Here is a 24,112-nt window from a genome sequence, read left to right as displayed (position 1 = left end):
CGCTACTCGTGGTCAAGAAGGCAGTTCCCGGTCGATGAACGCGAACAGTTCGTCGTCCGACGCGGCTTCCACGGCCTCGTCGTCCGCGGTGTGGCCGACGGCCGCCTCGGGGGCGCCGTCGCCGAGCCGCCACAGCAGCGCCTCCAGCCGCTTCGCCAGCCTGCCGCGGGCCTGGTCGTCGGGGACGAACCGGGCCATCGCCCCCTCCAGCTTCTCCAGCTCGCCGAAGACGGGGCCGGAGGTGTCCGCGCCCGCGGGGCACAGCTGTTCGCGCAGGTCGTCGGCGATGGCCGAGGACGTCGGATGCCGGAAGATGAACGTGGCGGGCAGACGCAGCCCGGTGGCCGCGGCGAGCCGGTTGCGCAGCTCGACGGCGGTCAGCGAATCGAACCCCAGATCCTTGAACGGGGTGTCGCTGTCCACCGCCCCGGCGCCGGTGTGTCCCAGCACCGCGGCCGCCTGGGTGCGTACCAGGTTGAGCAGTTCGCGGTGTTGTTCCTCCGGCGTCAGTGCCGTCAGCCGACCGACCAGTCCCGCGGCGGGCGCGCCGGTGGCGGCGGTTCGCCGTGCGGTGGCCCCGCGGGCGTCGGCGGTGAGGGCGCGCAGCAGGGCCGGAAGAGCGTCGGCGGGCTGTGCGGACAGGGCGCGCACATCGAGGTCGACAGCCGCAGGCTGAGGATCGCCGTGCCAGCAGGCGGCGTCCAGCAGGCGCAGCGCCTGGTCACTGGACATCGCGGCGATGCCGGACCGGGCCATCCGGGCCAGGTCCGCCTCGGCCAGATGGCCGGTCATCCCGCTGGCCTCGGCCCACAGCCCCCACGCCACCGAAACGCCGGGCAGGCCGAGGTTCTGGCGGTGGGCCGCGAGGGCGTCGCAGAAGGCGTTGGCGGCCGCGTAGTTGGCCTGCCCGGGGCTGCCCATGACCCCGGCGGCCGAGGAGAACATCACGAACACCGCCAGCGGAAGGTGTGCGGTGGCGGCGTGGAGGTTGGCCGCGGCAGTGGCCTTGGCTCCCCACACCCGCGCCAGCCGCTCCGGCGATTGCGAGGTGACGACGGCGTCGTCCAGGGCGCCCGCGGCGTGGATGACGCCGGTCAGTGGATGCGCCGGGTCGATGCCCGCGACGAGTTCGGCCACGTCGGTCGCGTCGGCGACGTCGGCTGCGGCGATCCGTACCTCGGCGTCCAACTCGCCCAGGCGGATGGCCAGTTCCTTGGCGCCGGGGGCGTCGGGACCGCTGCGGCTGACCAGCAGCAGATGCCGGATGCCCCAGGTACGGACGAGGTGTTCGGCCACCTGCCCGCCCAGGGTGCCCGTACCTCCCGTGATCAGCACCGTGCCCTCAGGATCCACCGGGGCCGGAACGTCCAGCACCAGCTTGCCGGTGTGCTTGGCCTGGCTCAGATACCGCAGCGCCTCCCGCGCCCGGCACAACGGCCACGCCCGCACTGGGGGCGGCGCCAGATCGCCCGACGCGAACAGCTCACTCAGCTCGTCCAGCATCCGCCCAATACGGTCCGGTCCGGCACCCGTGATCAGGTCGTACGCCTCGTACCGCACCCCGGGATACTCGGCCGCGATCTGCTCCGGATCACGGATGTCCGTCTTCCCCATCTCCAGCAACCGGCCACCATCGGCCAGCAACCGCAGGGAGGCGTCGGCGAAGGGCCCGGCCAGGCTGTTCAGTACGACGTCCACGCCACGGCCACCGGTGGCCTCCCGTACGACCTGCTCGAAGTCCAGATCGCGTGACGAGGCCCGGTGTCCCTGGTCGATTCCCATGGCTTCCAGGGTCGTGTGCTTGCCGGGGGAAGCCGTGGCATAGACCTCCGCACCCACGTGGCGGGCGATCTGCACCGCCGCCATTCCCACGCCGCCGGTGGCGGCATGGATCAGCACCGACTGGCCCGGCCGGAGTCCGGCGAGGTCGGTGAGCCCGTACCAGGCGGTGAGGAACGCCACCGGTACGGCGGCGGCCTGCTGGAAGCTCCAGCCGTCCGGTACGGGGGCCACCAGCCGTGCGTCCGTGACCGTCAGGGGGCCGAAGGACTGGTCGAAGACGCCCATGACCCGGTCCCCCACCGCGACATCGGTCACTCCGGGGCCGATGTCCACCACCACACCGGCGCCTTCGCCGCCCAGCCCGGTCTGCCCCGGAACCATGCCCAGGCTCACCACGACATCCCGGAAGTTGATACCGGCCGCGCGGACGGCGACCCGCACCTGCCCCGTTCCCAGCGGCTCCAGCACCTCCGGGCAGGGCACCGGCAGCACGTTGTCCAGGGTGGCCGTACCGACGGTGTCCAACCGCCATGCCGCGGGCTGCTCCACCGGGCCCACGAGCCCCGCGCCACCGGCACCGGCCCGGACCAGGCGGGGCACCAGAACCCGCCCGGCGCGGATGGCGAGCTGCGGTTCGTCCCTTTCCACGGCGTGCGTCACGGCAATCCGTACGGTGTCGGCGTTGGCCTCGCCGTCGAGGTCGAGCAGGAGGAACCGGCCGGGGTTCTCCGACTGGGCGCTGCGTACGAGCCCCCACACGGCGGCGGCCGCCACCTGCACACCGTCCGCGGCAGGGCCGTCAGCGGTGACCGCGCCGTGCGTCACCACCACCAACCGGGCATCGGCCAGCTGCGGTTCGGCCAGCCAGCCCTGGAGCAGGGCCAGCGTCCGTTCCGTGATGGCCAGGCCCTCCGCTGCCGTATCGTCGCCGACGCCTGGGGACCGTACGTCGGCGAGGACGACCGACGGGGCCGGCTCGCCGCGATCGAGTGCCTCGGTCAATGCCGTGAGGTCCGCGAGGTGGTTCGCGCGTTGATTCGCGCCCGGTCCGGCAAGGTGCGGGGAATCGGTGCCCAGCACCGCCCAGGGGCCGTCGCCGCCGGCCGGTTCCGTGGTGTCCACGGCGAGGGGCAGGGAGGTCCAGTCGAGGGTGAACAGGCTGTCCGTACGACGGGGGTCCACCGAGCGCAACTGGTCCGTGCTCGCCGGGCGCATCGCCACCGAGTCCACGGTCAATACGGGCGCACCAACCGCATCCGCCACGGTCACGCGCAGCGCTCGCTCGCCGTCCGCGCTCTGCTCGTACGGGGACAACCGGACCCGAACCGTGGTCGCCTCGGCTGCCCACAGCGTGACGCCGTTCCACGCGAACGGCAGCCACACCTGGCCAGGGGCGGTCTCGGTGTCCGTGCCGGTGGTGAGCTGGTCGATCAGGAGGGCCGGGTGCAGGGCAGCATCGAGGAGCGCCGGGTGGATGCCGAAGCCACCGTGTTCGCCCGCGGCTTCCGGCAGCGCCGCCTCGGCCAGCACGTCCGCGCCGTCCCGCCACACCGCCCGCAGCCCCTGGAAGGCCGGGCCGTACGCATATCCCGCCGCCGCGACGCGTTCGTAGAACCCCTCGGTCTCCAGCGGCTCCGCGCCCGGCGGGGGCCATGCGCCCATCAGTGCGGCCGCGTCGTCGTCGGCGCGGTCGGCGGGCGGGCTCAGTACGCCCTCCGCATGGCACCTCCACGCGGTGCCGGGGTCGGCATCGCCGTCGGGCCGCGAGTACACCTGCACATCGCGGCGTCCGTCGTCCCCGGGCGCGCCGACGACCACCTGAAGCCGCACCCCACCGGACGGGGGCAGCACCAGCGGGATCTGGAGCGCCAGTTCCTCCACCCCACCGGCGCCGACCTCGTCGGCGGCCCGCAGCGCCCACTCCGCCAGGGCCGCGCCCGGCACCAGCACCGCGTCCGCCACCACGTGCTCACCCAGCCACGCATGGCTGCGCGCCGAGAGGCGGCCCGTCAGCACATGGCCGTTGCCATCGGCAAGCTCCACGGCGGCGGCCAGCACGGCATGCCGCGCGGAGACCAGTCCGAGGTCGGCGGGGTCACCCCCACGACCGCTGTGGCCGTCGAGCCAATACCGCTCACGCTGGAAGGCGTAGGTGGGCAGCTCCACGATCCGGGGTCGAGGCGAGGCGGGATACAGGGTCGTCCAGTCGACGTCGACTCCGGCGACGAACGCCTGGGCGAGCGCCCGGAGCAGCTGGGCCCGGTCGCCGTGGTCGCGGCGCAGCGTGGGGACCGTGACGGCCTCCACGCCCGTGCACTCGAAGGTCTCCTGCATGCCGATGGTCAGCACGGGGTGGGTGCTGGTTTCGATGAACACCCGGTGGCCGTCGGCCAGCGCCGCCTCGAGGGCGTCGGCGAAGCGGACCTGATCCCGCAGATTGGTCACCCAGTACGCGGTGTCCAGCTGTGCCGTATCGGCTTGGCCGCCGGTCACCGTGGAGTAGAAGGTGATGCCTGTGCCGGAGGTGTCGTTCGGGTGGATTCCGTCCAGTTCGCAGAACAGCTCGTCGCGGATCTCGTCGATCTGGGGGCCGTGCGAGGCGTAGTCCACATCGATGAGCCGTGCGCGCTCGCCGTTCTCCTGGCATGCCGCCACCACGGCGGCCACCTGCTGTGGGGGACCTGAAATGACCGTGGAGGAGGGGCCGTTGACCGCCGCTACACCCACCGCCGCGGCCTGGTCACCCAGCCGGGCCAGCAGTTCTCCGGCCTGCTCCTGGCCCACGCCCAGCGACGCCATCGCACCGCCACCGGCCAGCTTGCGCAACGCCCGGCTGCGCAGCGCCACGACCTTCGCGCCGTCCTCCAGCGACAGCGCCCCGGACACGACTGCCGCCGCGATCTCCCCCTGGCTGTGGCCCACGACCGCCGCAGGGTTCACCCCGTGCCCGGCCCACACCGCCGCCAGGGACACCATCACCGCCCACAACACCGGCTGCACCACATCCACCCGGCCCAGATCCCCCGCGCCCTCGGTGCCGCGCAGAACATCGGTGAGTGACCAGTCCACGTACGGCGACAGCGCCCGCTCGCATTTCGCCACCCGCGCCGCGAACACCGGCGACGCATCGAGCAGCGCGGCTCCCATCCCGGCCCACTGGGATCCCTGCCCCGGGAACACCAGCACGGGACCCGCGTCGCTCACCGGTGCCGCAGCACTCGCGTGCACCAGATCCGGGTGGGACTCCCCTGCCGCCAGGGCCTCGACCGCCGCCACCAACTCCGTACGGTCCTCACCCGCCACCACCGCACGATGCTCGAACACCGACCGCGTGCTGATCAGCGACCAGCCCACATCCACCGGCATCAGCTCAGGATCCTCGACCAGACGCGCCACCAGTGCCGCGGCCTGCCCGCGCAGCGCCTCCGCGCTCCGCGCGGACAGCACCCAGGGCACTGCGCCACCGTGTTCGGGCACCGGCTCCGCCTCGGGGGCGTCCGGGGCCTGCTCCAGGATCACATGTGCGTTCGTACCGGAGGCGCCGAAGGAGGACACTCCAGCCCGGCGGGGACGTTCGCTGTGCGGCCACTCCACGGGCTCGGTCAGCAGCCGAACCGCACCACCAGCCCAATCGACATGCGGTGTCGGCTCATCGACGTGCAGTGAAGCGGGAAGTACGCCGTGCCGCATGGCCTGCACCATCTTGATCACACCCGCCACACCGGCGGCCGCCTGCGTATGCCCGATATTCGACTTCACCGAACCCAGCCACAGCGGCCGATCCTCCGGCCGCTCCTGGCCATACGTCGCCAGCAGCGCCTGCGCCTCGATCGGATCACCCAAAGTGGTCCCCGTGCCGTGCGCCTCCACCGCGTCCACCTCGGACGCCGACAGCCCCGCACCAGCCAGCGCCTGACGGATCACCCGCTGCTGCGACGGACCATTCGGCGCCGTCAAACCATTCGACGCACCATCCTGATTCACCGCCGAACCCCGAATCACCGCCAACACCCGATGACCATTGCGCCGCGCATCCGACAACCGCTCCAGGAGCAACAAGCCCACGCCCTCGCCCCACCCCGTACCGTCCGCGGCAGCGGCAAAGGGCTTGCATCGCCCGTCAGGGGCCAGACCGCGCTGACGCGAAAACCCGGTGAACACATCCGGCGTCGCCATCACCGTCACACCACCCGCCAGAGCAAGCGTGCACTCACCCTGCCGCAGCGCCTGCGCCGCCAGATGCATCGCCACCAGCGACGACGAACACGCCGTATCCACCGTCACCGCCGGGCCCTCCAACCCCAGCGTGTAGGCCACCCGACCCGAGACCACGCTGCCCGATCCCGCGAGCATCGCGTAGCCTTCCAGCTTGCTATCGGCGCCACTGCTGAGCCCGGCGGCGTAGTCGTGGTACATCACCCCGGCATAGACCCCGGTCGGGCTGCCCTTCAGCGACACCGGGTCGATACCGGCCCGCTCCACCACCTCCCACGCCGCCTCCAGCAGCAGACGCTGCTGCGGATCCGTCGCCAGCGCCTCCCGCGGATTGATACCGAAAAACCCCGCGTCGAACGCGTCGGCATCGTGGAGGAAGCCGCCCTCGTTCGCGTAGCTGGTGCCCGGGTGATCGGGATCCGGATGGAAGAGGCCGTCCAGATCCCAGCCCCGGCCGGTCGGAAACTCCCCGATCACGTCCTGGCCCGAGGCGACCAGCTCCCACAGCTTCTCGGGGGATGTCGCGCCACCGGGGAACCGGCAGGTCATCCCCACGATCGCGATCGGCTCACCGGAGTCGGCCACCGTCATCGCCGGGCCGCGCGCCACCACGGTCTCGCCCACCAACCGGGTGCACAGGTAGGTGGCCAGAGCGTGGGGTGTCGGATAGTCGAACACCATCGTCGCGGGCAACCGCAACCCCGTCGCCGCCGACAGCCGATTACGCAACTCCACCGCCGTCAACGAATCAAAACCCAACTCCTTGAACGCAGCCCCCGACCGCACCTCACCCAACGAACCAAACCCCAACACCACCGCCACACAACCCCGCACCACCTCCAACACCACATCCAACCGACCCCCCTCATCCAAACCCACCAACCGCCCAGCCAACCCAGCAACATGCTCATCCCCCACAGCCACCCGACGCCGAACACGCCCCACCACCAACCCACGCAACACCGCAGGCACACCACCACCCACAGCCCCCGCCACATCAAGCTCCACAGCAACCACCAACGGATGCGGAACTCGGAACGCGGCATCCAGCAGGGCAAGTCCGCGCTCGGACGACAACGGCCTCATTCCGCGCAGCCGAGTCAGATCCGTCTGAGCCATGTGGCCGGTCATGGCGCTGGACTGCTCCCACAGCCCCCAGGCCACCGAGAGTCCGGGCAGCCCGAGACCACGGCGGCGGGCGACCAGCGCGTCCACGTACGCGTTCGCCGCCGCGTATCCGGCCTGACCGGCGTTGCCCACCACGCCGGCGGCCGAGGAGAACGTCACGAACATGGTCAGTGGCAGATCCGCCGTCGCCGCGTGCAGATGGGCCGCCGCAGTGGCCTTCGCCTGCCACACCCGTGCCACTTGTTGCGAGGTCAGCGAGGTGATCACCGCGTCGTCCAGCACGCCCGCTGCATGGATGACACCGGTCAGCGGGTGTGCCGGTGCGATCCCGGCCACCAACTCGGCCACCGCGGCCGCGTCCGTGACATCCAGCGGGACGATCCGCGCCTGTGCGCCCGCGTCGCTCAGCCGGTCGGCGAGTTCTGGCGCGCCCGGGGCGTCGGGGCCCCGGCGGCTCGCCAGCACCAGGTGCTTGACCTGCCAGGTGCGTACGAGGTGCTCGGCGACCAGGCCGCCCAGCAGGCCCGTACCACCGACGATCAGCACGGTCCCGTCCGGGTCGAGAGCGCCGGACATGTCCTCCGGGCCCTCGGCGGTGGACTCGTCACGGCTTGCGCGGCAGGCCGCGGTCAGTCGAGGCACCAGCAACTGCCCGGCCCGCATGACCACCTGCGGCTCATCAGCCCGTACGGCACGGGCCACAGCGTCGGCCACACTGCGATGGGCGACCTCGGTGTGGAGATCCGGGTCGGTGTCGAGGAGGACGAACCGGTCCGGGTTCTCCGCCTGCGCACTCCGCAGCAGGCCCCATACGGCGGCACCGGCCGGATCCGGGACCACGTCCTCGGCATGCGCGACCGCGCCCCGCGTCACCACCGCCAACCGGGCGTCTGCCAGACGCGGTTCGGCCAGCCAGCCCTGTACCCATTGCAGTGCGTGCTCGACAGCGGTGAGACCGTCGGTCGCACCCGCCGCGAGGTCGTCGTCGGCAGGCTCGAACACGGCGGGGAGATACGCCAAGGCCAGCGTCGGAGCAGGCGTACCGCCGTCCATCGCGGCGGCCAGCGCCGTCAGATCCGGGTGGCACACCGCACCACCGGAGTCGTCGTTCCGGCCCAACACCACCCAGCCGTCGTCCTGCGTCGTGACCGGCGCAGCGGGCAGGGGCGTCCAGTCGAGCGTGAACAGCCCACCGGTGTCGCGCCCGCCCACGGACCGAAGCTGCTCGGCGTCGGCCGGACGCATGGTGAGGGAGTCAACCGTGAGCACGGAAGCACCCCCGACGTCGGCCACGACCAGCCGTAGCCCGCGCTCACCCGCCGCGCTCTCCTGGTGGCGGGTGAGCCGCACACGGACCGTGGCGGCGTCGGTAGCGTGCAGGGATACGCCATTCCAGACGAACGGCAACCACAACTGCTCGTCCTCCGGGTCGGTGTCGGCCGCGAACCGGTCGGCCAGCAGGAGGGGGTGCAGGGCTGCGTCGAGGAGCGCCGGGTGGATACCGAAGCCGTCATGGTCTCCGGCGGCCTCGGGCAGCGCCACCTCGGCCAGCAGATCCTGCCCATCGCGCCACGCTGCCCGAAGCCCCTGGAACGACGGGCCGTACACGTACCCCGCTGCCGCGGCCTGCTCGTAGAACCCCTCGACGTCCAGCGGCTTCGCGTTCGCCGGAGGCCATGCGCCGGGCAGCTCCTCCGCCCCGCCAACGGCGGACGGCGGGCTCAGCACGCCTTCCGCGTGGCACACCCATCCCGGGTCGCCGCCCGGCTCGGCGACGCGGTCGGGGCGGGAGTACACCCGTACGCCGCGCCTACCGTCCTCGGCCGCCTCGCCCACCACCACCTGTACGCGCAGGCTCCCCGACTCGGGCAAAATCAACGGCACTTGTAGCGCCAGCTCCTCGACGCCACCGCAGCCCGCCTCATCGGCCGCCCGCAACGCCCACTCCACCAGCGCGGCACCGGGCATCAACACCGCGCCCGCGACGGCGTGCTCAGCCTGCCAGCCGCTGCTTCCCGCCGAGACCCGGCCGGTCAGCAGCAACCCGCCGTCGGGCAGCCCGACGGCGGCGGGCAGCAAGGCGTGCTCCACACGCTGCAACCCGGCTGCGGCCACATCGCCCACCCGACCGCCCGCGGCGGCGGCCCAGAAGCGCCTCCGCTGAAACGCATACGTCGGCAGATCCACCGTACGTGGCGTCGGCTCGGCCGGGAACAGGGTCGTCCAGTCCACGGGGATGCCCGCGACGAACGCTTGGGCGACAGACCGCACCAGCTGGTCCTGACCGCCGTGGTCGCGGCGCAGCGTCGGCACGGTCGTCGCGTCGACGCCCGCCCGCTCGAAGGTTTCCTGCATACCGACGGTGAGCACGGGATGGGTGCTGGCCTCGATGAACACCCGGTGCCCATCGGCCAACAGCGCCTCGATCGCGTCGGCGAAGCGCACCTGATCCCGCAGATTGGTCACCCAGTACGCCGTGTCCAGACTGCTGGTGGCGATCCGGCCGCCGGTCACCGTGGAGTAGAACGCTGTCCCGGAGGTGTCGACCGGGGTCACCCCGTCCAGTACGCGCATCAGCTCGTCGCGGATCTCATCGACCTGGGGGCCATGCGAGGCGTAGTCCACATCGATGAGCCGCGCGCGATCACCGTTCTCCCGGCATGCGGCCACCACCGCGGCCACCTGCTCCGGCGGACCCGACACCACCGTGGACGTCGGCCCGTTGACCGCCGCCACACCCACTCCGGCAGCCTGATCGCCCAGCCCCGACAGCAGCCGACCAGCCTCCTCCTGCCCCACGCCCAGCGATGCCATCGCACCGCCACCGGCCAGCTGACGCAACGCCCGGCTGCGCAGCGCCACGACCTTCGCGCCGTCCTCCAGCGACAGCGCCCCGGACACGACCGCCGCCGCAATCTCACCCTGGCTATGCCCCACCACCGCTGCGGGCTTCACGCCGTGCCCCGCCCACACCGCCGCCAAAGACACCATCACCGCCCACAACACCGGCTGCACCACATCCACCCGGCCCAAATCCGCCGCGTCCCCCTTACCACGCAGAACATCCCGGAGCGACCAATCCACATACGGCGCCAACGCGCGCTCACACTCCACCACCCGCGCCGCAAACACCGGCGACGCATCGAGCAACGCGGCCCCCATCCCCACCCACTGCGAACCCTGCCCCGGAAACACCAACACCGGACCCACACCACCGCTCAGCGGCGAAGCACCCGCATCCACCACACCCGGATGCGACTCCCCAGCCGCCAGCGCCTCCACCCCGGGCAGCAACTCCGCCCGGCCCTCACCCACCACCACCGCACGATGCTCGAACACCGACCGCGTCCTGACCAGCGACCAGCCCACGTCCACCGGCATCAGCGCAGGGTCCTCGGCCAGACGCGCCGCCAACGCGCCCGCTTGGCCCCGCAAAGCCTCCTCACTCCGTCCTGAAACCACCCACGGCACGACACCGCCACGCTCGGGCACCGGCTCGTCCTCGGGCGCGTCCGGGGCCTGCTCCACGATCACGTGCGCATTGGTTCCGCTGATTCCGAAGGACGACACTCCTGCCCGTCGCGGCCGGTCGCCGCGAGGCCACTCCACGGGCTTGGTCAGCAGCCGTACGCCGCCTCCGTCCCACTCCACATGAGGGGTCGGCTCATCGACGTGCAGAGTGGCGGGCAGCATCTCGTGCCGTAGTGCCATCACCATCTTGATCACACCGGCCACGCCCGCCGCGCCCTGCGTATGGCCGATGTTGGACTTCAAGGACCCCAGCCACAGGGGGCGGTCCTCGGGCCGGTCCTTCCCATACGTGGCGATGAGCGCGTCCGCCTCGATGGGGTCGCCCAGAGTGGTGCCGGTGCCATGGGCCTCGACGGCGTCCACCTCGGACGGGGCCAGCCGGGCGCCGGTCAGCGCCTGGCGGATGACGCGCTGCTGCGACGGTCCGTTCGGCGCCGTGAACCCGTTGCTCGCGCCGTCCTGGTTGATGGCCGATCCGCGGATCACGGCCAGCACCTGGTGGCCGTTGCGCCGCGCCTCCGACAGCCGCTCCAGCAGTACCAGGCCGACGCCTTCGCCCCACCCCGTGCCGTCGGCGGTGGCGGCGAACGCCTTGCACCGGCCGTCCGGGGACAGACCGCGCTGCCGCGAGAAGCCGGTGAACACCTCGGGGGTGGACATCACCGTGACCCCACCGGCCAAGGCGAGCGTGCATTCGCCCTGCCGCAGTGCCTGCACCGCAAGGTGGATGGCCACCAGCGACGACGAGCACGCCGTCTCCACCGTGACGGCCGGGCCTTCCAGTCCGAAGGTGTAGGACACCCGGCCCGACAGCAGGCTCGGGGCATTGCCCGCGTATCCCTCGGATGCCGCCTCGGGCACGTCGCCCGACCCGGCTGCGCCGCCGGTGGTGGCCGTCCCGGCGTAAACCCCCGTGGGGGAGCCCTTCAGCGAAACGGGATCGATACCGGCCCGCTCGAACGCCTCCCAGGCGGTTTCGAGCAGCATCCGCTGCTGCGGGCTGGTGGCCAGCGCCTCGCGCGGGCTGATGCCGAAGAACAGGGGGTCGAATTGGTCGGCGCCGTCGAGGAATCCGCCCCGGCGGGTATAGGTGGTTCCGGGGTGGTCCGGGTCCGGGTGATACAGGCCCTCCAGGTCCCAGCCACGGTCGGTGGGGAAGTCGCCGATCGCGTCGACTCCTTCGGACACCAGCCGCCACAGCGCCTCGGGCGTGTCCACTCCGCCCGGGAAGCGGCAGGCGACGCTCACCACGGCCACCGGCTCCTGGGAACGCTCCTCCACCTCACGTAAGCGCAGCCGTGTGTCGTGCAGGTCTGCGGACACGCGCTTGAGGTACTCGACCAGCTTCTCTTCGTTTACGTTCACGTTCACCATGAGGTTTCACCCGGCCTTAAGCGATCGTCGCGCCCGGCACATTCAGGACACACCCAGCTCGTTGTCGATGAAGTCGAGAACCTGGGCCGCGGACGCGGACTCCAGCCGCTCCGTGGCGGTCTTCCGCTCCGCGGCGGTCTCCCGTCCCGCCAGGTTCCGCGTCGCCTTCCACGCGGCCAGCAGACTTTCCAGCCGGGCGGTGACCGCCCCGGCCTCGCCGTCCGCCACGTCGAGGCGCGCCAACGTGGCTTCCAGCTTGGCCAGTTCGCCGAGGGCCGGGTCGACACCGGTCCGGCCCGGTGAGCCGTCCTCTTCGGGGGCGAGGCGCTCCAGCAGGTAGTCGGCCACGATGGCCGCCTCAGGGTAGTCGAAGACGAGGGCGGCGGGCAGCCGCAGGCCGGTGGCGGCGGAGAGCCTGTTGCGCAGCTCCACCGCCGTCAGCGAGTCGAAGCCCAGATCCTTGAAACTGGTGTCCGCCTGGACCGCTTCCGCATCCGCGTGGCCCAGCACGGTGGTCGCGTGGCCACGGACCAGGTCGAGCAGCACCCGACGCCGCTCATCGGCGGACATGCCCGCCAGCCGACCGGCCCAGTCGACGGGCTGCGCACCGGCGGCCGCCGCCGTACGCCGTTCCGTCGTACGCCCGGCACCGGTGCTCGCCGCGACCAGGGCGCGCAGTGCGGCGGGCAGGGTGTCCGGGGGCTGGGCGGCGAGGACGCGCGTGTTCACATCGGCCGCGATCAGCTGGTGGCCGCCGTGCTGGAGCGCGGCGTCGAGCAGTGCGAGGGCGTGGTCGCTCGCCATCGCGGCGATGCCGGAGCGGGCCATCCGTGCCAGATCCGCTTCGGTGAGGTTTCCGGTCATCTCACTGGATTCGGCCCACAGCCCCCATGCCACGGACACGCCCGGCATGCCGAGGGCTCGCCGATGGGCGGCCAGCGCATCGCAAAAGGCGTTGGCCGCCGCGTAGTTGGCCTGGCCGGGGCTGCCCATGACCCCGGCCGCGGAGGAGAACATCACGAACATGCCGAGCCGCAGGTCCGCGGTCGCCGCGTGCAGATGGGCCGCCGCCGTGGCCTTGGCCGCCCAGACCCGCGCCACCCGCTCCGGGGTCTGCGAGGTGACGACCGCGTCGTCCAGCACACCGGCCGCGTGGATCACTCCGGTCAGTGGGTGCTCCGGGTCGACGCCCGCCACCAGGGCGGCCACCGCGGCGGCATCGGTGACGTCCGCCGCCTCGATCCGTACCCGCGCGCCCAGTTCGTCCAGCCGGGCGGTGAGTTCCTTCGCGCCCGGGGCGTCGGGGCCACTGCGGCTGACCAGCAACAGATGCCTGACCTGCCCCGTGCGCACCAGATGCTCGGCGACCAGGGCGCCCAGGGTGCCGGTCCCGCCGGTGATCAGTACGGTGCCGTCGGGGTCCACCGGGGCGGGGATGTCCAACACGAGCTTGCCGGTGTGCTTGGCCTGGCTGAGGTGGCGCAGCGCCTCCCGCGCCCGGTCCAACGGCCAGGCCCGGAGCGGTGGCGGTTCCAGGACCCCGGCCGTGAAGAGCGCACCCAGCTCGGCCAGCATCCGGCCGATGCGGTCCGGTCCGGCGTCCCCGATCAGGTCGTAGACCTGGTAGCGCACGCCCGGGTGGTCGGCCGCGATCCGCTCCGGATCGCGGATGTCGGTCTTGCCCATTTCCAGGAGCCGGCCGCCCTCGCATAGCAGCCGCAGCGATGCGTCGACGAAGGGTCCGGCGAGGCTGTTCAGTACGACGTCCACGCCACGGCCGCCGGTGGCCTTCCGTACGACGTGCTCGAAGTCCAGGTCGCGCGAGGAGGCCCGGTGTGCCGCGTCGATGCCCATGGCGTCCAGCACCGCGTGCTTGCCGGGGCTCGCCGTGGCGTACACCTCGGCGCCCAGATGGCGGGCGATCTGCACCGCCGCCATGCCCACACCACCGGCGGCCGCGTGGATCAGCACCGACTCGTCCGCTCGGAGTCCGCCCAGCTCCACCAGCCCGTACCACGCGGTGAGGAACACCACCGGCACCGCGGCCGCCTGCTGGAAACTCCACCCGGCGGGGATCGGCGCCACCATACGCGCGTCCGTCACCGCCAGCGGGCCGAACGCACGGTCGAAGACACCCATGACCCGGTCGCCCACCGCCACCCGGGTCACCCCGGGGCCGACCGCGACCACCACACCGGCGCCCTCGCCGCCCAGCCCGGTCTGGCCCGGGACCATCCCGAGGCTGATCAGGGCGTCGCGGAAGTTGATGCCCGCCGCGTGCACCGCGACCCGCACCTGGCCGGCGCCCAGGGGCTCCAGCACCTCGGGGCAGGGCACCGGCTTCACATTGTCCAGCGTCGCCGCGCCCGTCAGTTCGAGCCGCCACGCGGGCTGCCCGACCGGCCCCACCACTCCCCCGCTGCTCGCCCCACCGGCGCGCATCAGCCGTGGCACCAGGATCCGCCCGGCGCGCAGCGCCACCTGCGGCTCGTCCATCGCCATGGCCCGCAGTACGCCGTCCACCATGCCATGGCCGGGGACCGCGCCGACCGGTTCACCGGCAGGGTCGAGGTCGAGCAGAAGGAAACGGCCCGGGTTCTCCGCCTGCGCACTGCGCACCAGCCCGCACACCGCGGCACCGGCCGCGTTCACGCCACTGTCGATGTCCCCCTCGGATGCGTCGAGCGCGACGGCGCCGCGGGTGACGACCACGAACCGCGCATCGGCCAGCCGCGGCTCGGCCAACCAGCCCTGCAACAGCTCCAATGCGCTGCCCGTCAGGGCCAGTCCGGCATCCGCCACATCGCGGTCCGGGGAAGGCGCGGACAGGCAGGCGAAGGCCACCGAGGGAACGGGCGCGCCGCCGTCGAGCGCCGCGATCAGCGACTCCAGATGCGGATGGCAGACCGCGCCCTCCCCGATCGGGGACGGTTCCTCCTGGCCCACCACCACCCAGTGCCCGGCAGCTGGCGATTCCTCTGGCTCGTCGGTGCCGTGGGCTTCCGGTGATGTCGGCAACGGGGTCCAGTCCAGGGTGAACAGCCCGTCCGCCTCGGGCCCCGTGGCAGCCCGCAGTTGATCCGGGTCGGCCGACCGCATCACCAGCGCATCGACCGTCAGCACCGGAACACCCACCGCATCGGCCACGACCACCCGCAGGCCCCGCTCGCCCTCCGCGCCGTCCGGCTGCCGCGACCGGGGAGAGAGCCGGACCCGGACCGTCGTCGCGCCGTCGGCCAACAAGGACACGCCCCGCCAGGCGAACGGCAGCCACACCCGTGTGTCGTCCCGTTCCGGCTCTGACGGGTCGAGGAGCAGCGCCGGGTGCAGGGCGGCGTCCAGCAGCGCGGGATGGATGCCAAAACCGTCGCGGTCACCGGCGGGTTCGGGCAGCGCCACCTCGGCGAGGACGTCCGTACCGTCCCGCCACACGGCCTGTACGCCCTGGAAGGACGGGCCGTACGCGTATCCGGCCGCCGCCGCGCGCTCGTAGAAGCCGGTCACGTCCACCGGCTCCGCCTCCGCGGGAGGCCACGCCCCGGACAGCTCCTCTCCCCCGCCATCGGCGGACGGCGGGCTCAGCACACCCTCCGCATGGCACACCCACCCCGGATCGGTGCCCGGTTCGGCATCGCGGTCGGGGCGGGAGTAGATCCGCACATCGCGCCGCCGGTCCTCGGTGGCCGGGCCCGCCACCACCTGTACGCGCAGCCCGCCGGACGCGGGCAGCACCAGCGGGACCTGGAGCGCCAGTTCCTCCACCCCACCGCAGCCCGCCTCGTCGGCCGCTCGCAGCGCCCACTCCACCAGCGCCGCACCGGGCACCAGCACCGCGCCCGCCATCACGTGTTCGGCCAGCCAGTTCTTGGCGCCGACGGCCGAGACCCGGCCGGTGAGCACCACCCCGCCGTCGGCCAGCCCCACCGCCGCGGGCAGCAACGCGTGCTCCACACGCTGCAACCCGGCGGCGGCGACATCCCCGACGCCACCCGCCGCGGACAGCCAGTACCGCTCGCGCTGGAAGGCGTACGTCGGCAGCTCCACCGTCCGCGGCGCGGGGTCGGCCGGGAACCAGCTGGTCCAGTCGACGTCGATACCGGACGTGTGGAGTTGGGCGAGGGCGTGGCCGAAGGCGCGGACATCGGGTTGCTTACGGCTCAGCGTGGCCGCCACCAGGGAGCTGGGCCGTTCGGTGCCCGCGGTGACGTGGCCGAGTGTGTGCTGTGTCGCGGTGGCCAGGACCGGGTCCGGGCCCAGCTCCAGAAAGACACCCGCCTCGGGGGCGATGTGGGTGATGGCGGGGTGGAAGTGGACCGGTTGGCGGATGTGTTGGGCCCAGTATTCGGGGGTGGCGATGCGCTCGTCGGCGGGTTCCCCGGTGAGGTTGCTCAGCAGCGGAAGGGCGGGCCGGTGATACGTCAGATCCGCGATGGCCTGGGTGAACGGCTCCAGGATGGGGTCCATCAGCGGGGAGTGGAAGGCATGGCTGACGGCCAGGGCCTTGGTCTTGCGCCCCTTGGCGGCCCACGCGGCACTGATCCCGGCTACCCGTTCGGCGGGTCCGGAGATGACCGTGTTGCCGGGCGTGTTCAGGGCCGCGATGCCAACGTGGCCGTCGTGTTCGGCAAGGTCTTCGGCGAGTTCGTCGGATGTGGCGGCGATGGTGGCCATGCCACCGCCTTCGGGAAGTCCGCCCATCAGCGTGGCGCGGGCGGCGACGAGTCGGCAGGCGTCGGGGAGGTCGAAGACGCCTGCGATATGGGCGGCGGCGACCTCCCCGATCGAGTGGCCGATCACCACGTCGGGGCGCAGCCCCAGCGAGTCCAGCAGCCGGGCCAGGGCGATGTGCAGGGCAAACAGCCCTGCCTGGGCGTAGGTCGTGTGGTCCAACAGCCCCGGCCGCTCGGCCACGCCGGTGAACGCCACCTGGCGCAGTGGGTGTTCAAGGTGCGGGTCGAGCAGGCCGCAGACCTCGTCGAACGCCGCGGCGAACACGGGAAAGCGGTCGTACAGCCCCGCGCCCATCCCCACGCGCTGGCTGCCCTGTCCGCTGAACAGCCACACCGTCTTCCCGGACGGGGCCGTGCCCGCGGGCGGGCCCACCACCCCCGGATGCGGCTCACCGGCCGCCAGGGCCTCCACCGCCGCCACCATGTCCGCCCGGTCGCCGCCCAGCACCACCGCTCGGTGCTCGAACAGCGACCGGGACGCCAACAGCGACCATCCCACCTCAACGGTTGACGCCTGCGAGTCCGGCGCGAGGCACCCGGCCAGTGCCGCGGCCTGCCCGCGCAGCGCCTCCGCGCTCCGCGCGGACAGCACCCAGGGCACCACACCACCGTGTTCGGGCACCGGCTCCGCCTCGGGGGCATCCGGAGCCTGCTCCAGGATGAGGTGAGCGTTGGTGCCCGAGGCGCCGAAGGAGGACACTCCGGCCCGGCGGGGACGCTCGCTGTTCGGCCACTCCACGGGCTCGGTCAGCAGCCGTACCGCACCACTGCCCCAGTCGACATGCGGTGTCGGCTCATCAATGTGCAACGAGGCGGGTAGTACGCCGTGCCGCATGGCCTGCACCATCTTGATCACACCCGCCACACCGGCGGCCGCCTGCGTGTGCCCGATATTCGACTTGATGGAGCCGAGTAGCAACGGCCGATCTTCCGGCCGCTCCTGACCGTACGTCGCCAACAGCGCCTGCGCCTCGATCGGATCACCCAAGGTCGTCCCCGTACCGTGCGCCTCCACCGCGTCCACCTCGGACGCCGACAACCCCGCACCAGCCAGCGCCTGACGGATCACCCTCTGCTGCGACGGACCATTCGGCGCCGTCAGGCCATTCGACGCACCATCCTGATTCACCGCCGAACCCCGAATCACCGCCAACACCTGATGGCCATTGCGCCGCGCGTCCGACAACCGCTCCAGGAGCAGCAGGCCGACGCCCTCACTCCAGCCGGTGCCGTCGGCCGCCGCGGCGAAGGGCTTGCATCGCCCGTCGGGGGCCAGGCCGCGCTGACGCGAGAATCCGGTGAACACATCCGGCGTCGCCATCACCGTCACACCACCCGCGAGGGCAAGCGTGCACTCACCCTGCCGCAGCGCCTGCGCCGCCAGATGCATCGCCACCAGCGACGACGAACACGCCGTATCCACCGTCACCGCCGGGCCCTCCAACCCCAGCGTGTACGCCACCCGGCCGGACACCACGCTGCCGGAGCTGGCAAGCATGGCGTAGCCCTCCAGCCGTGCGTCGCCGCCGCTGAGCCCGGCGGCGTAGTCGTGGTACATCACCCCGGCGTAAACGCCGGTCGGGCTGCCCTTCAGCGACACCGGGTCGATACCGGCCCGCTCCACCACCTCCCACGCCGCCTCCAGCAGCAGACGCTGCTGCGGATCCGTCGCCAGCGCCTCCCGCGGATTGATACCGAAAAACCCCGCGTCGAACGCGTCGGCGTCGTACAGGAACCCGCCTTTGCGGGCGTAGGACGTGCCGGGGTGGTCGGGGTCCGGGTGGAAGAGGCCGTCCAGGTCCCAGCCTCGCCCGGTCGGAAACTCCCCGATCGCCTCATGGCCCGAGGCGACCAGGTCCCACAGGCCCTCCGGGGAGGTGGCCCCGCCGGGGAAACGGCAGGTCATCGCGACGATCGCGATCGGCTCATCGGTGGCCGTCGATGTCACGGCCCGCACGTGGGGGGCGGCCGTCTCGCCGCTCAGGCGGGTGCACAGGTAGCTGGCCAGAGCGTGAGGCGTCGGATAGTCGAACACCATCGTCGCGGGCAACCGCAACCCCGTCGCCGCCGACAGCCGATTACGCAACTCCACCGCCGTCAACGAATCAAAACCCAACTCCTTGAACGCAGCCCCCGACCGCACCTCACCCAACGAACCAAACCCCAACACCACCGCCACACAACTTCGCACCACCTCCAACACCACATCCAACCGACCCCCCTCATCCAAACCCACCAACCGCCCAGCCAACCCGGCAACATGCTCGTCCCCCGCAGCCACCCGACGCCGAACACGCCCCACCAACCCACGCAACACCGCAGGCACATCACCACCCACAACCCCCGCCACATCAAGCTCAACAGCAACCACCAACGGATGCGGGAGCCGGAACGCGGCATCCAGCAAGGCGAGCGCCTTGGGGGTGGACATCGCGTCGATGCCCGAGCGGGACATCCGGGCCCGGTCCACCTCGGCGAGCTGTCCGGTCAGGCCGCTGGCCTCGGCCCACAGCCCCCACGCCACCGACAGCGCCGGAAGGCCGATGACCCGGCGGTGGGCGGCCAGGGCATCGCAGAAGGCGTTCGCCGCCGCGTAGTTCGCCTGTCCCGGGCTGCCCAGCACCCCGGCGGCCGAAGAGAACGTCACGAACACGCCCAGCGGCAGATCCACCGTCGCCGCGTGCAGCTGGGCCGCGGCCGTGGCCTTGGCCTCCCATACCCGCGCCAGACGCTCCGGAGTCTGCGAGGTGACCACCGCGTCGTCCAGCACACCCGCGGCATGGATGACACCGGTCAGCGGATGCTCCGCGTCGACCCCCGCCACCAGCTCGGCCACCGCGGCCGCATCCGTGACGTCCACGGCGACGATCCGCACCCGCGCACCGAGGTCTTCCAGCCGGTCGGCCAGGTCTCGTGCCCCGGGGGCGTTCGGCCCGCGGCGGCTCGCCAACAGAAGGTGGCCGACCTGCCACGTACGGACGAGGTGTTCGGCGACCAGTCCGCCCAGGGTTCCGGTGCCGCCCGTGATGAGCACCGTGCCGTCCGGGTCGAGCACGCCCGGGACGGCCGACGGCTGGTCGCTGGCGGCCCGCTTCAGCCGGGGCACCAGCGCCTGGCCGTCCCGTACGGCCAGCTGGGGTTCGTCCCGTTCCACCGCACACGCGACCGCGTCTCGCACGCGGTCCGCGAGGACATCGGCTCCGGGCGCGAGGTCGAGCAGCAGGAAACGTCCCGGGTTCTCGGCCTGCGCACTGCGCACCAGCCCCCATACGGCGGCACCGGCCACGTCCGGGACGTCGTCGTCAGCGGGCGCAACCGCGCCCCGCGTCACCACCACCAACCGGGCATCGGCCAGACGCGGTTCGGCCAACCAGCCCTGCAACAGCCCCAACGTCCGTTCCGCCAGCGCCAGCCCCTCGGCCGCCGCAACGGCACCGGCACCCGCACCTGAGTGCGGAAGGCAGGCGAGGGCGACGGACGGGACCGGCCCTTCGGCATCGAGCGCCGCGACCAACGACTCCAGGTCCTCGTCCGCGTTACCGAGGTCCAGAACCACCCACTCGTCGTCATCCGTCGTGACCGGCACGGCAGGCAACGGCGTCCAGTCCAGCGAGAACAGCCCGTCCACGCCACGCGTGCCCGCCGCCCGCAGCTGATCGATCCGTGCCGGGCGCGTCACCAGGGAGTCCACCGTCAGGACCGGCTCCCCGGCGGCGTCGGCCACCACCATCCGCAGGCCCCGCTCGCCGTCCACGCCGTGCTCCCGCGGGGAGATCCGCACTCGCACGGTGGTGGCGCCGGTGGCCCAGAGAGACACGCCGTTCCAGGCGAACGGCAGCCACACCTGGTCGTCGCCCTGCTCCCGCTCGGACGAGGCGGTCAGCAGCGCCGGGTGCAGCGCGGCATCGAGCAGCGCCGGGTGGATGCCGAACCCTTCCTCGTCCCCCGCTGCCTCGGGCAGCGTCACCTCGGCGACGACATCCGAGCCGTCCCGCCACATCGCGCGCAGGCCCCGGAAGGACGGCCCGTACGCATATCCCGCCGCTGCGACATGCTCGTAGAACCCGTCCAGCTCCACCGGCTGCGCGCCCTCCGGGGGCCACACACCCTGCAAGCCCTCGGCCGTCGGTCCGGTGTCCTCACGTGGCGGGCTCAGTACGCCCTCCGCATGGCACACCCACCCCGCTACGGAGTCGACGTCCCCGGGACGGGAGTACACCTGAACCTCCCGCCGCCCGTCCTCGGCCGCCTCGCCCACCACGACCTGTACGCGCAAGCCACCCGACTCGGGCAGCGCCAGGGGCACCTGAAGCGCCAGCTCCTCCACCCCACCGCAGCCGACCTCGTCGGCCGCCCGCAACACCCACTCCACCAGCGCCGCGCCCGGCGCCAGTACGGTCCCCGCCACCACATGGTCGCCGAGCCAGCTCTCGCCACCCCCGGTCGTGATCCTGCCGGTGAGCAGGTGCGTACTGCCATCGGCAAGCTCGACCGCGGCGCCCAGCAACGGATGTCCGGCGGACACCAGGCCGAGGCCGCTGGGGTCGCCGGTCCCGCCCGATCCGGCCATCCAGAAGCGTTGGTGCTGGAACGCGTAGGTGGGCAGGTCCACGGTGCACGGTGTCGGATCGGACGGGAACAGGGCCGTCCAGTCCACGGGGACGCCCGCGACGAACGCCTGAGCGAGGGAGCGCACCAGCTGCTCCCGGCCACCGTGGTCGCGGCGCAGCGTCGGTACGGTCACCGCGTCGACGCCCGCCCGCTCGAAGGTCTCCTCCATGCCGACGGTGAGCACGGGGTGAGTGCTGGCCTCGATGAACACCCGGTGCCCATCGGCCAACAGCGCCCCCACCGCTTCCGCGAAGCGCACCGGCTCCCGCAGGTTCGTCACCCAGTACGCGGCGTCCAGACCGGCCGTATCGGCTCGGCCGCCGGTCACCGTCGAGTAGAAGGCCACGTCGTCCGAGGGCGCGGCGACGGGGGCTACTCCGTCCAGTACGCGCATCAGCTCGTCGCGGATCTCATCCACCTGGGGGCCGTGCGAGGCGTAGTCCACGTCGATGCGCCGTGCGCGATCGCCGTTCTCCTGGCATGCCGCGACCACCGCGGCCACCTGTTGCGGGGGACCCGAAATGACCGTGGAAGACGGTCCGTTGACCGCAGCCACACCCACCGCCGCGGCCTGGTCACCAAGCCGGGCCAGCAGCTGTCCGGCCTGCTCCTGGCCCACGCCCAGCGACGCCATCGCACCGCCACCAGCCAGCTGACGCAACGCCCGGCTGCGCAGCGCCACCACCTTCGCGCCGTCCTCCAGCGACAGCGCCCCGGACACGACCGCCGCCGCAATCTCACCCTGGCTATGCCCCACCACCGCTGCGGGCTTCACGCCGTGCCCCGCCCACACCGCCGCCAAAGACACCATCACCGCCCACAACACCGGCTGCACCACATCCACCCGGCCCAAATCCGCCGCGTCCCCCTTACCACGCAGAACATCCCGGAGCGACCAATCCACATACGGCGCCAACGCCCGCTCACACTCCACCACCCGCGCCGCAAACACCGGCGACGCATCGAGCAACGCGGCCCCCATCCCCACCCACTGCGAACCCTGCCCCGGAAACACCAACACCGGACCCACACCACCGCTCAGCGGCGAAGCACCCGCATCCACCACACCCGGATGCGACTCCCCAGCCGCCAGCGCCTCCACCCCGGACAGCAACTCCGCCCGGCCCTCACCCACCACCACCGCACGATGCTCGAACACCGCCCGCGTCGTCACCAACGACCAGCCGACCTCGGCAATCCCCACCTCCGCATCGGCCACTCGCGCCGCCAACGCCGCCGCCTGATCCCGTAACGCCTCCGCGCTCCGCGCCGACACCACCCACGGCACCACACCCTCAACGGGCCGCGGTTCAGCGTGCTCGGGCACGTCCGGGGCCTGTTCCACGATCACATGCGCGTTGGTGCCGGAAATGCCGAACGCCGACACACCGGCCCGCCGCGGACGTTCGCCGCGCGGCCACGCCACCGGCTCGGTCAGCAGCCGTACCGCGCCGCCGCTCCAGTCCGCGTGCGGGGTCGGCTCATCGACGTACAGGGTGACGGGCAGCATCTCGTGGCGCAGCGCCATCACCATCTTGATCACACCGGCCACGCCCGCGGCACCCTGCGCATGTCCGATGTTGGACTTCAGCGAGCCCAGCCACAGCGGCTGGTCGGCGGGCCGGTCCTGGCCGTACGCGGCGATCAGCGCATCCGCTTCGATGGGGTCGCCGAGCGTGGTGCCGGTGCCATGCGCCTCGACGGCGTCGACCTCGGCGGAGGACAGCTGGGCGTTGATGAGGGCCTGGCGGATCACTCGCTGCTGTGAGGGGCCGTTCGGCGCGGTCAGGCCGTTCGACGCGCCGTCCTGGTTGATCGCCGAACCGCGGAGCACCGCGAGTACCTGGTGTCCGTTGCGCCGTGCGTCCGAGAGCCGCTCCAGGAGCAGCAGGCCGACGCCCTCGGAGAATCCCGTACCGTCGGCGGCCGCCGCGAAGGGCTTGCAGCGGCCGTCGGGGGACAGTCCGCGCTGGCGGGAGAATTCCACGAAGGTGTGCGGGGTGGTCATCACCGTGACGCCACCGGCCATGGCCAGGGTGCATTCGCCCTGCCGGAGCGCCTGGCAGGCCAGGTGCATGGCGACCAGGGACGAGGAGCACGCCGTGTCCACGGTGACCGCGGGTCCTTCGAGGCCGAGGGTGAACGCGACCCGGCCCGAGACGACGCTGAGCGTGTTGCCGGTGAGCAGATAGCCTTCGGCGCTCCTTTCGATGTGGGGCGTGCCGAAGCCGAGGATTCCGGCACCCGCGTAGACGCCGGTCGGGGTGCCCTTCAGCGACGTGGGGTCGATCCCGGCGCGTTCGAGCAGTTCCCAGGAGACTTCGAGGAGCTGGCGTTGCTGCGGTTCGGCGGCCAGTGCCTCGCGCGGGCTGATGCCGAAGAAGGTGGCGTCGAATCCGTCCGCGCCCCGGAGGAAACCGCCCCGGCGGACGTAGCTGGTGCCGGGGTGGTCCGGGTCCGGGTGGTACAGGCCGTCCAGGTCCCAGCCGCGGTCCTTCGGGAAGTCCCCGATGGCGTCCCGGCCGGAGGCGACGAGGTGCCACAGGTCCTCGGGGGAGGCGATTCCGCCCGGGAAGCGGCAGGCCATGCTGACGATGGCCACCGGCTCCTGCGCCCGCTCCTCCACCTCGCGCAAGCGCTGTCGGGTCTGCCCCAGATCGGCCGTCACCCGCTTGAGATACTGACGGAGCTTCTCTTCCGTACCCGTACCCGTACCCGAACCCGAACCCGTACCCGGCATC

The 24,112-nt window shown here is 72.2% G+C and carries 2 protein-coding genes; both read right to left on the bottom strand.

Annotated features, from left to right (window positions below):
- Positions 1-12: 12 nt before the first annotated feature.
- A complete protein-coding gene (locus HYQ63_RS40850; protein ID WP_179939088.1) occupies positions 13-12,030 on the bottom strand; it encodes a type I polyketide synthase in 12,018 nt (4,005 codons plus the stop codon).
- Positions 12,031-12,072: 42 nt separating this feature from the next.
- Positions 12,073-24,111: a type I polyketide synthase gene (locus HYQ63_RS40845; RefSeq protein ID WP_179939084.1), complete on the bottom strand. Its 12,039-nt coding sequence runs from the start codon at positions 24,109-24,111 to the stop codon at positions 12,073-12,075.
- Position 24,112: the final 1 nt, after the last annotated feature.

The sequence above is a fragment of the Streptomyces sp. Rer75 genome, assembly GCF_013414305.1.
Lineage (GTDB): Bacteria > Actinomycetota > Actinomycetes > Streptomycetales > Streptomycetaceae > Streptomyces > Streptomyces himastatinicus.
Note: the sequence above shows the minus strand (reverse complement) of the source record. Positions and strands in the feature narration are given on the sequence as shown.